The 14172-nt window shown below is 68.6% G+C and carries 16 protein-coding genes; 9 read left to right on the top strand and 7 right to left on the bottom strand.

Annotated elements, in window-relative coordinates:
* Positions 1-879 precede the first annotated feature (879 nt).
* Both ABZ345_RS27445 and ABZ345_RS27450 read right to left on the bottom strand, forming a co-directional pair.
* A complete protein-coding gene (locus tag ABZ345_RS27445) occupies positions 880-1812 on the bottom strand; it encodes an SDR family NAD(P)-dependent oxidoreductase (protein ID WP_359854532.1) in 933 nt (310 codons plus the stop codon).
* On the bottom strand, positions 1809-2759 hold the full coding sequence (locus ABZ345_RS27450; protein ID WP_359854534.1) for an SDR family NAD(P)-dependent oxidoreductase: 951 nt from the start codon (positions 2757-2759) through the stop codon (positions 1809-1811). The genes ABZ345_RS27445 and ABZ345_RS27450 overlap by 4 nt, the downstream gene beginning before the upstream one ends.
* Before the next feature lie 108 nt (positions 2760-2867).
* Between ABZ345_RS27450 and ABZ345_RS27455 the strand changes: the two genes are divergently transcribed.
* Complete coding sequence (locus ABZ345_RS27455) at positions 2868-3431, top strand: helix-turn-helix domain-containing protein (protein ID WP_359854537.1); 564 nt, start codon at positions 2868-2870, stop codon at positions 3429-3431.
* On the opposite strand, the gene ABZ345_RS27460 is transcribed toward ABZ345_RS27455, so the two are convergent.
* Positions 3355-3837, bottom strand: a complete 483-nt coding sequence (locus ABZ345_RS27460) for a MarR family transcriptional regulator (RefSeq protein WP_359854539.1) — start codon at positions 3835-3837, stop codon at positions 3355-3357. The two genes, ABZ345_RS27455 and ABZ345_RS27460, sit on opposite strands and share 77 nt — an antisense overlap.
* Positions 3838-3903: 66 nt before the next feature.
* Between ABZ345_RS27460 and ABZ345_RS27465 the strand changes: the two genes are divergently transcribed.
* Genes ABZ345_RS27465 through ABZ345_RS27475 form a run of 3 tightly spaced genes read left to right on the top strand, consistent with a single transcriptional unit; the run spans position 3904 to position 7066 of the window.
* A complete protein-coding gene (locus ABZ345_RS27465) occupies positions 3904-4422 on the top strand; it encodes an FAD-dependent oxidoreductase (protein WP_359854542.1) in 519 nt (172 codons plus the stop codon).
* Positions 4423-4433: 11 nt separating this feature from the next.
* Positions 4434-5948, top strand: coding sequence for an alkaline phosphatase D family protein (locus ABZ345_RS27470; protein WP_359854545.1), 1515 nt, complete (start codon positions 4434-4436; stop codon positions 5946-5948).
* A complete protein-coding gene (locus tag ABZ345_RS27475; protein WP_359854548.1) occupies positions 5945-7066 on the top strand; it encodes a hypothetical protein in 1122 nt (373 codons plus the stop codon). The genes ABZ345_RS27470 and ABZ345_RS27475 overlap by 4 nt, the downstream gene beginning before the upstream one ends.
* 1 nt (position 7067) lies before the next feature.
* Here ABZ345_RS27475 and ABZ345_RS27480 read toward each other — a convergent pair whose 3' ends face one another.
* Positions 7068-8102, bottom strand: a complete 1035-nt coding sequence (locus ABZ345_RS27480; RefSeq protein ID WP_359854897.1) for an aldo/keto reductase — start codon at positions 8100-8102, stop codon at positions 7068-7070.
* A 283-nt stretch (positions 8103-8385) separates the two neighbouring features.
* Between ABZ345_RS27480 and ABZ345_RS27485 the strand changes: the two genes are divergently transcribed.
* Both ABZ345_RS27485 and ABZ345_RS27490 read left to right on the top strand, forming a co-directional pair.
* Positions 8386-8775, top strand: a complete 390-nt coding sequence (locus ABZ345_RS27485) for a MerR family transcriptional regulator (protein WP_359854551.1) — start codon at positions 8386-8388, stop codon at positions 8773-8775.
* Between the two features lie 10 nt (positions 8776-8785).
* Complete coding sequence (locus tag ABZ345_RS27490; protein ID WP_359854554.1) at positions 8786-9454, top strand: MOSC domain-containing protein; 669 nt, start codon at positions 8786-8788, stop codon at positions 9452-9454.
* On the opposite strand, the gene ABZ345_RS27495 is transcribed toward ABZ345_RS27490, so the two are convergent.
* Positions 9451-9858 carry a protein-tyrosine phosphatase family protein gene (locus tag ABZ345_RS27495; protein WP_359854557.1) on the bottom strand — a complete coding sequence of 136 codons (408 nt, stop codon included), beginning with the start codon at positions 9856-9858 and terminating at the stop codon, positions 9451-9453. The genes ABZ345_RS27490 and ABZ345_RS27495 overlap by 4 nt on opposite strands.
* Before the next feature lie 124 nt (positions 9859-9982).
* Between ABZ345_RS27495 and ABZ345_RS27500 the strand changes: the two genes are divergently transcribed.
* Genes ABZ345_RS27500 through ABZ345_RS27510 form a run of 3 tightly spaced genes read left to right on the top strand, consistent with a single transcriptional unit; the run spans position 9983 to position 13377 of the window.
* Positions 9983-10192, top strand: a complete 210-nt coding sequence (locus ABZ345_RS27500; protein ID WP_359854560.1) for a hypothetical protein — start codon at positions 9983-9985, stop codon at positions 10190-10192.
* A 6-nt stretch (positions 10193-10198) separates the two neighbouring features.
* Positions 10199-12727: a histidine kinase gene (locus ABZ345_RS27505; protein WP_359854563.1), complete on the top strand. Its 2529-nt coding sequence runs from the start codon at positions 10199-10201 to the stop codon at positions 12725-12727.
* Complete coding sequence (locus ABZ345_RS27510) at positions 12724-13377, top strand: response regulator transcription factor (protein WP_359854566.1); 654 nt, start codon at positions 12724-12726, stop codon at positions 13375-13377. The genes ABZ345_RS27505 and ABZ345_RS27510 overlap by 4 nt, the downstream gene beginning before the upstream one ends.
* Here ABZ345_RS27510 and ABZ345_RS27515 read toward each other — a convergent pair.
* A complete protein-coding gene (locus ABZ345_RS27515; RefSeq protein ID WP_359854569.1) occupies positions 13374-13763 on the bottom strand; it encodes a DUF1304 family protein in 390 nt (129 codons plus the stop codon). The two genes, ABZ345_RS27510 and ABZ345_RS27515, sit on opposite strands and share 4 nt — an antisense overlap.
* A complete protein-coding gene (locus ABZ345_RS27520) occupies positions 13760-14149 on the bottom strand; it encodes a cupin domain-containing protein (RefSeq protein ID WP_359854572.1) in 390 nt (129 codons plus the stop codon). Before ABZ345_RS27520 ends, ABZ345_RS27515 begins: the two co-directional genes overlap by 4 nt.
* Between the last annotated feature and the right edge of the window lie 23 nt (positions 14150-14172).

The following is a 14172-nucleotide window of genomic DNA, read 5'->3' on the forward strand; positions in this document are numbered from 1 at the left end:
GTCAGAAGGGTGTTCAGGTCGGTCCTCACAAACTGATCTTGAACACCCTTCGTCCGTCTCCAGACACCGCCTGGATTTAGGACTTACTCGTCTAGGGGTGCGGCCGTGGACTGCGGCGCGCTCCAGGGGCGTGGCCTGTGCGCACCGGGAGGAAAGCGCCGAATGGGACGCCGGCCCTGGGAGTCAGCGACTCGGCGGCATCGGCTCGAGGAGACGGCTCGGTGGCGTGCGGAGTGGGGCGAAGCGGCGGCAGGAAATGGAGATGTGCGGCCGGAATTCGGTCTCGCTGCTGGCACTCGTATGTGGCGTTGTGGCTTGGCTGCACGCCGGTGCAGGGGTGGCGGCCAACTTGGCAACCCCTGCACCGCGGCGTGGTTGGCGGCAGCGCTTGGCTTGGGCGGCGTGGGCACCGGTCCGGGTCGTTTGGCGGTATCGCTTGGCGAGGGCGGTAAGCACGCCAGGCCGCGACGCCCGACGTGATCCGAGTACGCCGGGCCGGGCACTCGGCGTGGTCCAAGCGCGCCGAGCCGAGACGCCCGACGTGGCTATCGAGCACGCCGGGCTGAGACGCTCAGCGACGCCCGAGCACGCCAGGCCGCGACGCCGGACGTAGTCAGAGCACACCAGCCCGGGACGCTCAGCGCGGCTGGCGAGCGCACCGGACCAGGACGCCCGGCGTAGTCCGAACGCGCTCAGGCCGACACGCTCAGCGCAGACCGAGCACGCCGGGCCGCCACACCCAGCGTGGCCCGAGCCGCCGGGCCGGGACGCTCGGCGGGGCTGGCGAGGGCGGCGGGCCGGGTTGCTTGGCGGGTTGGCCGGAGTGCTTGGCCGGAGCCGTTGGTACGCCAGGCCGAGGGCCTGGCGTACTTGGTGGGGTCAGAGGCCCAGGGTGGCTTCTGAGACCTTCCAGAGTTGGGTTGCGGCTTCTGGGTCTTGGGCGTACGAGGCCACGCCGCGCAGGTGGGTGCCTGGGGCGGCTGGGGCGGCCTCGTTGCAGTCCTCGAAGTACTTGCCGGAGACGTTGTCCAGGAGCGGGCTGGTGGCTACCACCAGGGTGGTGGCGGCGCCTTGTTCTGGGGTTTTCACGCGGCGGGTGGTGGCGGCGCCGCTTTGGCGGATGCGCTCTTGGAGTTCGGATTCGGACAGGTGGCGCTGGAGGTTGGTGGCGATACTGCCGGGCATGAGGGCGTTCATGGTGATGCCTTCGGAGGCCCAGCGGCGGCTGGCTTCCACGCCGAAGAGGATGTTCGCGGTCTTGGACTGGCCGTAAGCCTGCCAGCGGTCGTAGGGGCGCTGGTCGTAGTGGATGTCGTCGAACTCGACGGCGCCCATCAGGTGGGCGGAGGAGCTCACGTTCACGACTCGGGCGCCTTCGGCTCGCAGCGAGTTGAAGAGGCCTTGGGTGAGGGTGAAGTGGCCGAAGTGGTTGGTGGCGAACTGGAGTTCCCAGCCCTCCGGCGTGCGGGTCAGCGGGGTGGCCATCACGCCCGCGTTGTTGATCAGCAGGTGGAGTGGGCCGTCCCAGTTGCGGGCGAAGGCTTTCACGGAGTCCTGGGAGGACAGGTCCAGCTTGCCGACCGAGATCTTCTTGTTGCCGGTGGCCTTGACCAGCGACGTGGCGACGCGCTGGGCGGCGTCGACGTCGCGGGCCGCGATGGTGACCTCGGCGCCCGCGGTGGCCAGGGCGCGGACGGTTTCCACGCCGATGCCCGAGGCGCCGCCGGTGACGATGGCGCGGCGGCCGGCCAGGTCGGCCACCCGGGCCACCTCCAGGGCGGTGGTCTCGAAGCCGTAGCCAGTGGTGATCATGCCTGTTCCCCGATCTTGAGCGTGTCCTCGGAGACCTTCCACAGCTGGGCGGCGGCCTCCGGGTCGTGTGCGTAGGCGGCGAGGCCGCCGGTCATGCCGCCGACGTTCGGCAGCGCCTCGTTGCAGTCCTCGAAGTAGAGGCCCGAGCGGCCCTCGACGAGCGGGGAGACGGCCAGCACCAGCGTGGTGGAGGCGCCCTGCTCCGGAGTCTTGAGCTGCAGCGGCTTGTCGCCGCCGCGCAGCTTGATGCGCTCCTGCAACTGCTCGGGCGTGATGTGGCGCTGCAGGGCCGTCAGGATGCCGCCCGGCATCAGCGCGTTCATCGTGATGCCCTCGGACGCCCAGCGCTTGCCCGCCTCGACGCCGAACAGAACGTTCGCCGTCTTGGACTGGCCGTACGCCTGCCAGGGGTCGTACTCGCGGCGCTCGAAGTGGATGTCCTCGAACACGACCGGGCTCGAGAGGTGGCCCGCCGAGCTGACGTTCACGACGCGGGCGCCCTCGGCGCGCAGCGAGTCGAACAGGCCCAGCGTCAGCGTGAAGTGGCCGAAGTGGTTGGTGGCGAACTGGAGCTCCCAGCCCTCCGGCGTGCGGGTCAGCGGCGTGGCCATGACGCCCGCGTTGTTGATCAGCAGGTGCAGCGGGCCGTCCCACGAGCGGACGAAGGCCTTCACCGAGTCCTGCGAGGTCAGCTCCAGCGGAGCGACGAAGATGTTCTTGTTGCCCGTGGCGTCCGCGAGAGACGCGGCGACGCGCTCGCCCGCCTCGAGGTTGCGCGCCGCGATGGTGACCTCGGCGCCCGCGGCGGCCAGAGCCCGCACGGTCTCGACGCCGATGCCCGACGCTCCACCGGTGACCACGGCGCGACGGCCCGAGAGGTCGACGCCCTCGACGACCTCGAGAGCAGTCGTCTCGAAGCCGAACGGGGTGGTGATGCGCTCACTCATCCGAAATCCCCAACCTGTGTCGTACACTGAAACGGAGGTTCCTCCGGTTCGGGTTCCACTCTAAACGGAGGGCCCTCCGTTTAGCAAGTGACTCGATGGAGTGATGAAGTGCGTGCTGACGCTGTCCGCAACCGCGGGGTGCTGATCGAGGTGGCGCTGGACGCGTTCACCCACGGCAAGGACGTGACGCTCGGCGCCATCGCCAAGAAGGCCGGCGTCGGCATCGGCACGCTGTACCGCCACTTCCCCACCCGCGAGGCCCTGATCGAGGCCGTCTACCGCACCGAGCTCGACAAGCTCTGCGGTGCCGCCCCCGAACTGCTGGAGACGCACGAGCCGGAAGCGGCGCTACGAGAGTGGATGGACCTCTTCATCGCCTACATCGCGACGAAGCAGGACCTCAAGGACGCGCTGCAGGCCGTGATCGCGCTGGGCATCAACCCCTTTGAGCACAGCCGCGCCAAGATGACCACCGCCGTGGAAACGCTGCTCACCGCGATGGGCGCGCAGGCCGAGCCGATGGACGTGATGACGCTGCTGATCGGCGTCGCGCAAAACGGCGACCCGGCTCAAGCCAAGCGGATGCTGGATCTGATCATGGACGGGATTCGCCACGGCGCTGCTCAGCGCGAAGCCGTTCGAAGCGCTCCACCAGCGCCGGCGCCTCGCTGAGCAGGAACGTGTAGAAGTCCCGCATGTCGACGAGCCGGTCGTGCGCAGGGCCGGACTCGACCGCGTCGACACCCCTCTCGACCGCACTCAGCACGTCGTCGACGACCGAGTGCTGCCGCGAGTACAACGTGGTCCAGGCGTTGTCACGCATGCGGAAGTGCTCACGCCGGCTGCCCGCCACGTAGATCCGCTCGATCAGGCCCATCTGCACGATCATCTTGATGGCGCCGGACACCGATCCGGCACTCACGCCCAGCTCGTCGGCGAGATCGCCAGCGGTCAGCGAGTCCTTGTCGGAGAACAGGAACGCCGCCAGCGCCCGAGCACCCATCCGCTGCATCCCGGCGCCCACGAGCGTCAGGGCCAGCTGCTCGGCCGCTTCCCTGCGTTCTGTCTCGCCCGTCACACCGCTCCAGTCTTCAGAAATTTCTGAACGTTCGCTAGCCTCAATCCTAGGGGGAAGGGGCTGGCCATGGCCACAGCACTCGTCGTCGGAGCAGGTGTCGCGGGCCTCGCGACCGCGCTCAGACTGACTCGCAGCACCTGGGACGTCGTCGTTCTCGACCACGGCAAACACCACGATCCGGTGCCGCTGAAAGGCCCGGACCTGCACGCCGCCCGCCGCCTGTCGGCCCTGCCTTACCCGCTGCGCTACGAGACCCGCCACAGCTCGGTCACCGCGCTGCAGCCGGACCGCTTCGGCGTCACGGTCGCCTTCAACGACCACGAGGACGAGTGGTTCGACATCGTCGTGTGCGCCCAACCGTGCTGCGAGGCCGACCGATTACCCGGCCTGCGCCTCGAATCCTGGTCCCGCGACCACGTGGCACTGCTCTACCGGGCGGTCCAGGACACCGGGATCCCGCTGTGCGCCGCCGAGCTGCTCGCGGACGCGTTCGACATCTACAGCGACGACTACGCCGCATTCTCTTGGTGGGAAACCACTTTGAAGCCGCACACCGTTAGGCGGACCTTTACCCGCGTTCGGTAAGCCTGCGGGTCATGACCACGTTACGGAGACGTACCTTCATCGTGGGCGGCCTCGCGGGAGCGAGCGCCGGCGTACTGGTTCCCCGTCTGGCCAACGCCATCGGCTACCCCTTCACCCTCGGCGTCGCTTCCGGCGAGCCCGCGGCCGACGGGTTCGTCATCTGGACCCGCCTCGCCCCCAACCCCCTCAACGCCGACGGCCTCGGCGGCATGCCGAACACCGACACCGCCGTCGAATGGCAGGTCGCCACCGACGAACGCTTCACGACCCTCGCCCGCACCGGCACCTTCACGACGCAGCAGGCCGGCGCCCACTCCGTGCACGTCACCCTCACCGGCCTCGAACCCGGCCGCGAGTACTGGTACCGCTTCCGCACCGGCGGCCACATCTCCCCCGTCGGCCGTGCCCTCACCGCACCGGCCGTCGGCACGCAACCCGAGCTGACCATGCTCTTCGCCTCGTGCTCGCACTACGAGGAGGGCTACTTCACGGCCTACCGCCGGATGGCCGAGGAACACCCCGACCTGATCCTGCACCTCGGCGACTACATCTACGAGGGCGCCGCCACCACCACGAAGGTCCGCAAGTTCGCGCCCGCCACCGAGATCAGCACGCTGGCGAACTACCGGGTCCGCCACGCCCAGTACAAGACCGACCCGGACCTGCAGGCCGCGCACGCCACCGCGCCCTGGCTCGTGGTCTGGGACGATCACGAAGTAGAGAACAACTACGCCAACCTCGTCCGCAACGACAGCAGCCCTGCCGGTGACTTCAGGGCCCGCCGAGCCGCCGCGTACAAGGCGTACTACGAGCACATGCCGTTGCGATCCGCCCAAGCCCCCACCGCGGAGAACATGCTGCTGCACCGCAGGGTCCGCTGGGGCAGCCTCGCCACGTTCCACATGCTCGACACCCGCCAGTACCGCGACGACCAGGCGTGCGGCGACGGAACGAAGGTCTGCCCGGCCGCCGACGACCCGGCCCGCACGCTCACCGGCACCTCCCAGGAGACCTGGCTGATCGACGGCCTGCGCCAGAAGCTCGGCACCTGGGACTTCCTGGGCCAGCAGGTGTTCTTCGCCCAACGCCTCGCCGCCGCGGACGGCTCGAAGAGCATGGACGCGTGGGACGGCTACACCGCCAACCGCACCCGCATCCAGAACGCGTGGGACGCGGGCGGCAACAAGGGCACCGTCGTGCTGACCGGCGACGTGCACCGCAGCTGGGCCGCCAACCTCATGCAGAACTACGGCACCCAGAACCGGATCATCGGCACCGAGCTCGTCACCACGTCGATCACGTCCGGCGGTGACGGCAACGCGGCCGACAACAGCCTCAACCCGACGCTCAACCCGCACGTGAAGTACTTCAAGAACCTGCGCGGCTACGTGAAGACCCGCACCACCTCCACCGAGATGCACGTCGACTTCCGCTACGTCGACAAGGTCACCGTCCGCGACTACCCGGTGAAGACCGTCGGCAGCTACGTCGTCGAGGCCGCCAACCCCGGATTGCAGGCGCCGTGAAGACACTTCTGATCGCCAGCCTTCTCCTGGCACCCACCCCGATGACGTGGTCCACGGTCAACACCGACTCGACCGGCGACCAGGACAACGCGTCCGTCTCGGCCACCCGCAACGGCTACACGGCCGTCGTGTGGGAGGACGACCGCGACACGACCGCCCCCGAGGACCCGATCCACTCCGACATCTGGATCCGCCTCTATCAGGAGGGAACGTCCCTCTACGAGAAGAAGCTCAGCACCGGAGGCACCGGCAACTGGCGCCACTGGCAGCCCGACGTCTCGCTGCACGAGGACGGCACCGCTGTCGTCGTGTGGTCGGAAGACCCGGACGGCAACGGCTTCTACAACATCGCGGTCCGCTCGGTCTCGGTTTCCGGCGCCGTCTCCGGTTCCGGCACGGCCAACGCGAGCGCCGACGGCCAGCAGTACTTCCCGAGCGTCGCGGCGGATCCGGACACCGGCGGCTTCGCGGTGACGTGGGAGGACAAGCAGGGCACCGCCGCGCCCACCGTGCGCGTCAGCGGTTTCGCGTCGATCTCGTCCAAGACCTACGAGGCGCAGGTCAACAACGCAGGCGGCACCCACGCGAAACCCCAGGTCGCGATGGGCGCAGCAGGCAACGCGATCGTCGCGTGGGAGGCGGACGCGAACGTGGCTCGCAAGATCCTCACCCCGTCCGGCGGCGTGAAGCAGGCGCAAACCACGACGGGGCAAGGCAAACACCCCGCCGTGGCCGCCAACTTCAACGGCGACTTCGCCCTGGCCTGGGAGCAGTCCGGCGTGAAGACCCAGTCCTTCACCGCCACCGGTGCCTCACGCGGTGCCGTCGCGAGCACCACCGGCACCGACCCGCAGATCGGCATCGACGACCAACTCGGCATCGCGGTGACCACGGCGGAGGCTGCGGACATCTACACCCAGGTCTACAACCCCGACGGCACCACGACCGGCCGCCCTCCCCGCCAGCTCACGGTCTCCAACGCCACCGGCAGACAGGACGAACCGTCCGCGGGCGTCGACCCGTGGGGCCGCGTCACCGTCGTCTACACCGACGACAACGACGGCAACGGGTTCGACCAGATCTACCTCGGCACCGGCCTGACCACCCAGCAGTGGTGAATCAGCGCTGATCCACAGGCCTGCGTCGCTGGTGGACCTCCAGCAGCGACGCAGGCTTCCAGAACCCGTGCACGTCGTAGGTGTCGGTACCGGGCGGCACGATCTCGTCGATCCGGTCCAGCACCTCGTCGATCAGCACCAGGTCAGCGCCCTCCAACAACGACTCCAGCTGCTCCATCGTGCGCGGCCCGGTGATCGCCGACGTGACACCCGGATGCGTGGTCACGAACGCAATGGCCAGCGCGGGCAACGACACCCCCATCTCATCCGCCAGCTTCGCGAACTCCTCCACGGCGTCGAACTTCGCCGCGTTCTTCGGCAACGTCTCGTCGAACCGATCCGGCGTCAACGTAGCCCGGAACGCCTCAGCCGACGCCCCCCGCCGATGCCTGCCCGACAGGAACCCGCTGGCCAGCGGACTCCACACCAGCACCCCCATCCCAAGCCGCTCACACGTAGGCAGCACCGACCGCTCGATCCCGCGCGCCAGCATCGAATACGGCGGCTGCTCGGTCCGGAACCGCATCAGCCCACGGTTCATCGCCACGTGGTGCGCCTCGACGATCTCCTCAGCCGGAAACGTCGAACACCCGAACGCCCGAATCTTCCCGTCCCGCACCAGATCCGTGAGAACCGAGAGCGTTTCCTCGACATCGGTCTTGTAGTCCGGCCGGTGCACCTGGTACAGGTCGATCCAGTCGGTGTCCAACCGCCGCAAGCTGTCCTCGACGGCCCGCACGATGTACCGGCGCGAGTTGCCGCTGCGGTTGCGACCCTCGCCCAACGGAAAGTGCACCTTCGTGGCCAGCACAACGTCGTCCCGCCGGTCCTTCAACGCCTTGCCGACGATCTCCTCCGACTCCCCCGCCGAGTACATGTCGGCGGTGTCGACGAAGTTGATGCCAGCTTCGAGCGCACGGTGGATGATCCGCACGCCCTCGTCGTGATCCTTGTTGGCGACATCGCCGAACATCATGGCGCCGAGGCAGTGGTGACTGACCTCGATACCGGTTCCCCCAAGTACGCGATAACGCATCGTCATGCGGAAAACCTACGAACTAGACCCGACTCTAGGTCAAGACCACCCACACCCGATGGCGAAGCCGAGGCGAGGCGACGCCGCAGGCGAGCAGTACCGACGGCGAAGCCGAGGCTGCCTTTCCCGTGCGCTTCGGGTGGGGTCCCGTCACGAGTCGTGCCTCAGGTCCCCACCCACCCAACCCGCGCACGCAACGCGGCCCGCCCAACCCAAGCCGACCACCCGCCCGATCACGTCCAACACGATCAGCCAAACACCCAAGCCACCTATGCTCGACCCCATGCAGTTGAGCATCGGACAGGTAGCCGAACGCACCGGCCTGAGCGTGCACGCCCTGCGCTTCTACGAGAAGGAAGGCATCCTCGCCCACCAGGTCCACAGAGGACCGGGCGGCCGCCGCGTCTACACCCAGCAGGACGTCGACTGGCTCCGCATGTGCATCATGCTCAGGATGTCCGGCATGCCGGTACCGGAGATCCGCCGCTACACCGAACTGGTCCGCCAGGGCGACGGCAACGAACTGCAGCGCCTCGACATCCTCAAGGAGCACCAGGAGCGCGTCCGCCAGCAGATGGCCCAGCTGCAGGAGTGCATGGACCTGATCACCTACAAGGTCGGCAAGTACCAGAACTACGTCAATTCGATCGCAGCCAAAGCGGTCGGCCAATAGCCTGGGGCGCATGCCAGTAGTGCTCTCGCTGAACATCGCGTCCAAGACGATCCCGGTCGACTACACCCGCACGGGCGTGACCGGCATCGACAAGCGTCCTGTCGACGGCCCGCTGGAGGTCCGCCCGCCCGGCAAGAAGGGCAGCTCCGGCAGTGGCGTCGCGGGTGACACGATCGGCGACCTGACCGCACACGGCGGCGACTACCAGGCCGTCTACGGCTACGCGCGCGAGGACCTGGACTACTGGCAGGGCGAACTGGGCCTCGACCTGCGCAACGGCCAGTTCGGCGAGAACCTGACCACCCAGGGCATCGACCACACGCACGCCCGCATCGGCGAGCAGTGGCGCGTCGGCACCGCGACCCTGGAGGTCAGCGCGGCACGCATCCCGTGCCGGACTTTCGCGGAGTTCCTCGGCCAGCGCGGCTGGGTGAAGCGGTTCACGCAGGTCGCGCGGCCCGGCGCCTACTTCCGCGTGCTCGAGGCCGGCCGGTTCGCGCCAGGTGACGAGATCACCGTGCTGCGCCGGCCGGACCACGACGTCACGGTCGAACTGTTCTTCCGCGCGCTCACCACTGAGGCCGAACTGCTCCCCCGGCTGCTCGAAGCAGGTGACTCCGTGCCGCCCCAGGTGATCGAGCTCGTGCACAAGCGCAGCGTGATCGAGCTCGATTCCTAACCGGCTGGAAAACGGCTGACCCAGCGCTTTTGCCACGGCGTCTCGACCGCGCGCCGGTGGTAGTTCGCGCGTGTCCACGCCACGGCTTCCGACGCCGGCACGCCCGCCAGCACGGCCAGGCACGAAATGACAGTGCCGGTGCGCCCGACGCCGCCGCTGCACGCCACCTCGACGCGTTCGCCGGACAGCGCGCGGGCGTGCAGGGCGCGGATCAACCTGATCGCGGCGTCGTGATCACGCGGCAGACGGAAGTCCGGCCAGTCGATCCAGTCGTGCGGCCACGGCACGTCGACAGGTCGGGGCTGCAGGTACACCCCGTACTCGGGACTGGGCTCCACGATCTTGCCCTCCCGCAGACCACGCCCCGTGACCACGGCTCCGTCAGGCAGTTCGACGGTTTTCACGAACGGTTCCCCCCATCAGTCGTATTGCGCGAATAGCATGAAATTCTGTCATGTCCACTTCAATCAGTTCCCCCATTCGTACTACGCTCGCAAATCGGCTTATCGGGGAGTGAGGCGGTGACGGGTGCGAAGACGCGCCAGGGATGACGGGCGGTTCACCGGGCTGACAATCCTCGCGGCGACAACCGGTTTCGTGCTCTTCCTGCCGCCGCTGCTCACCGTCGCGAACGGCGGGGGCACCATCGCGGGCGTGCCGGCGGTAGCGGTCTACCTCTTCGGCGCGTGGGTCGTCGTCATCGCGCTGGTCTTCGTTCTCGTCCGCCGGTCGGGATGAGCCGACGTGCTCCAGACGTGGTTGATCATCGGGGTGTCCGTCGCCTACCTCGGTGTGCTGTTCGCGATCGCGTTCTACGGTGACCGCCGCGCCGACGCGGGTCGCAGCATCGTCGGGCGCGGCACCATCTACGCGCTCTCCCTGGCCGTCTACGCGACGTCGTGGACGTACTACGGCAGCGTGGGCCGCGCGGCCTCGACGGGCGTGGGCTTCCTGTCGATCTACCTCGGACCGACGATCATGCTCGCGCTCGGCTGGCTGGTGCTGCGCCGGATCATCCACATCAGCCACCGGCACCGCATCACGAGCCTCGCCGACTTCGTGTCCGCCCGCTACGGCAAGAGCGTGCGGCTGGGCGGCCTGATCGCGGCCATCGCGGTCGTCGGTGTCGTGCCGTACATCGCCTTGCAGCTCAAGGCGGTCTCCAACACCTTCGAGATCATCCGCCGCGCGCCCGAGATCACGCCGGCGTCCACGCTGGGCCAGGTACCGGTGTTCCAGGACACCGCGCTGTACGTGGCACTGCTGCTCGCGGGGTTCACGATCCTGTTCGGCACCAGGCATCTCGACGCCACCGAACGCCACGAGGGCATGGTCACCGCCATCGCGTTCGAGTCGGTCGTGAAGCTCGTGGCGTTCGTCGCGGCCGGGATCACCGTGACCTGGGGCCTCTACAGCGGTTTCGGCGACCTGTTCAGCCAGGCCAAGCAGGCCGGGCACGACTCCCTGTTCACGCTCGGCGACTCGACCGGCACCTGGGTGTGGCTCAACGTGCTGTCACTCTTCGCCATCGTGCTGCTCCCCCGCCAGTGGCAGGTCGGCGTCGTGGAGAACGTCGACGAGCGCCACGTCAAGCAGGCCATGTGGATGACGCCGCTGTACATGCTGCTGATCAGCGTGTTCGTGCTGCCGATCGCCGCGGCGGGCCTGCTGCAGTTCGGTTCCCGCGCCGAGGCCGACACGTTCGTGCTCACAGTGCCGATGGCCGCGGGCCTGGACGTGCTGGCACTGCTGGTGTTCGTCGGCGGGCTGAGCGCGGCGACCGGAATGATCATCGTCGAGACCGTCGCGCTGTCCACGATGGTGTCGAACTCGATCGTCGTGCCGATGCTGCTGCGCCGCGGCTACGAGGGCCGGCTGGCACGCCTGATCCTGCTGACCCGGCGCCTGTCGATCGTGGCGATCATGCTGCTCGGCTACGGATATTTCCGGCTGGCCGGGGAGAGCGCGGCCCTGGTGTCGATGGGCCTGGTGTCGTTCGCGGCCGTCGCGCAGTTCGCGCCCGCGGTCATCGGCGGCCTGTACTGGAAGGGCGGCACCCGCGACGGCGTCATGTCCGGCCTCGTCGGCGGGTTCGCCGTGTGGACGTACACATTGCTGCTGCCCAACTTCGCCGCCACCGGCTGGGTGCCGCGCGGCTTCCTCGACCACGGCCCGTTCGGCATCGAGGCGCTGCGCCCGGAACACCTGCTCGGCATCACCGGCATGGACAACATCAGCCACGGCATGTTCTGGAGCATGCTGGTCAACGTCGGCTGCTACCTCGGGGTGTCGCTGCTGGGCCGCCCGCAGGCCCGCGAACAGGCCCAGGCCGTCCTGTTCGTCGACGCACTGGACGACCCGACGCGCCCCAGGTTGTGGCGCAACCGCGTGCCGGTGCAGGCGTTGCACGAGGTCCTGGTCCGTTCGATGGGCCGGCAGGCCGCGGACAAAGCGCTGGAGGGCGCCGATCTCGAGTCCACAAAGGACGCTGACCCGGATCTGGTGCACCACGTGGAGACCGTGCTCGCGGGCGCGGTCGGCGCCGCGTCCGCCCGGATGATGCTCACCTCGGTCGCCGGCGAGGAACAGCTCGGCGTCGAAGAGGTCATGGAGATGCTCGACGAGGCCTCCCAGGTGGCGGCACTGGAGGAACGCCACCGCCTGGCCCGAGAGCTGCACGACTCGGTCTCCCAGGCGTTGTTCTCGATGACCCTGCACACCCGAGCCGTCGAGCTCGCGCTGCAGAAGCAGGGCGGCGACCCCGACGGCCCGGTCGCGCGCGGCGTCACCGAACTCCGCAGCCTCACCCAGGACGCCCTCGCCGAGATGCGCGCCTCCCTGTTCCAGCTCCGCCCCGACGCGTTGCGCGAAGACGGCCTGGCCGAGGCGATCCGCAAGCAGTCGGCCGCGATCGCCTCCCGCGAGGACGTCGTCATCGCCGTCGAGGCACCCGGCTACCGGCTCTCCCTGGACGACCGCGCGGAAGAGGAGATGTTCCGCGTCGTGCAGGAGGCCGTGCACAACGCGATCAAGCACGCGCGTCCCAGCCGCATCGACATCACGCTCTTCGAAGAAGACGGGGTGGTCATCGAAGTGGCCGACGACGGCACCGGATTCGACCCCGCTACGGTCTCGTCCAACGGCATGGGCCTGGTGAGCATGCGAGAACGCATGAAACGCATCGGCGGCGACCTCGTCATCAACAGCACCCCGGCCGGATCCACGACGGTCCGGGCCGTGCTTCCTTCAGGAACGGCAGGAGATCAGCGATGAGCACGATCCGGGTGTTCCTCGTCGACGACCACGCGGTCGTCCGGCGCGGCATGCGGGCGTTCTTCGAGATGCTGGACGACATCGAGGTCGTGGGCGAGGCGGGCGACGGCCAGGCGGCCCTCGACGAACTCGCGGCCCGCGCCACCACCGACGACCTGCCCGACGTCGTGCTGATGGACCTGCTCATGCCCCGCCTCGACGGCATCGGTGCCACCAAGGCGATCAAACAGCTCTACCCGCAGGTCGAGGTGGTCGCGCTGACCTCGTTCTCGGAGGCCGAACGCGTCCACGTCGCCCTCGAGGCCGGTGCGGCGGGCTATCTGCTCAAGGACGCCGAGGCCGACCAGGTCGGTGCCGCGGTCCGAGCGGCGATGCGCGGCCAGGTCCACCTCGACCCGGCCGTCGCCCGCACCCTCACCCGTTCCCTGGTCGCACCCCAGCGCACCGCCACCGCGCTCACCCCGCGCGAGCGCGAGATCCTGGTGCTGGTGGCGCACGGCAAATCGAACCGCGACATCGCCGAAGCCCTCGTGATCTCCGAACGCACTGCGCGCACCCACGTGTCGAACGTGCTGAACAAGCTCGGCCTCGCCTCCCGCACCCAGGCCGCGCTGTGGGCGGTGCGCGAAGGCCTGGTCACCGGCCCTTAGACGAACAGCAGCACGACCAGCGGCGGAATACCTTCTGCCGCAACGCCTCCCCACGCCTGGTTGCGCGGCCTGCTCATCGAGAGCTGGTCCGCGACGGCCAGCACGACGCTGCCCAGCACCATGAACCACGACACGTAGATCACCAGCGTGCGCCCGACCAGCTCGTGACCCGAGTGCACAGCGACGAGACCGGCGACCAGGCCGCAGGCCAGGAACAGGTTGTAGAACCCCACCCCGAACGCCCACAGCCGGATCGCCCGCACGTCCTCGGCCGGCTGCCGGAACACCGAGTAGTGGACGCGCCCGATCAGGAACGCCTCCCACACCCACACGACGACGTGGATCACGACGGCCACCACTGCGGCGATCTGGGCCACGACACTCACAGCGTCACCCCGTGTCGTTCCAGTGCCGCGAACCCGTCAGCGGACAGGTCGCGGAAGAACGCGCTCATCACGTCACCGACCGCGAAGGCCAGGAACTGCACGGACGGCGTGTGCACGGTGAACGTGTGCGGTGCGTTCGGCGGAATGACGATGGCGTCACCCGGCGACAGGTCGTGCAGCTCACCGTCGAGCAACACGGCCATGCGTCCGTGCACCACGTAGTAGACCTTGGGCCACGGGGTCCGGTGCGGTGGTGCGGCCTCGCCTCGCGGAGCGTCCACCTCGAACAGCTCGTAGGCGCCGCCGGTGTGCTTGCCGGAGATCCGTACGGTGATCGTCGCGTCAGGGGCGGTCAGTTCCTCGCCCTCGCCTGCAGTGCTCATCATGACCAGAAGCGTCTCCGCACCGC

It is taken from the genome of Lentzea sp. NPDC005914, assembly GCF_040629405.1.
Taxonomy (GTDB): domain Bacteria; phylum Actinomycetota; class Actinomycetes; order Mycobacteriales; family Pseudonocardiaceae; genus Lentzea.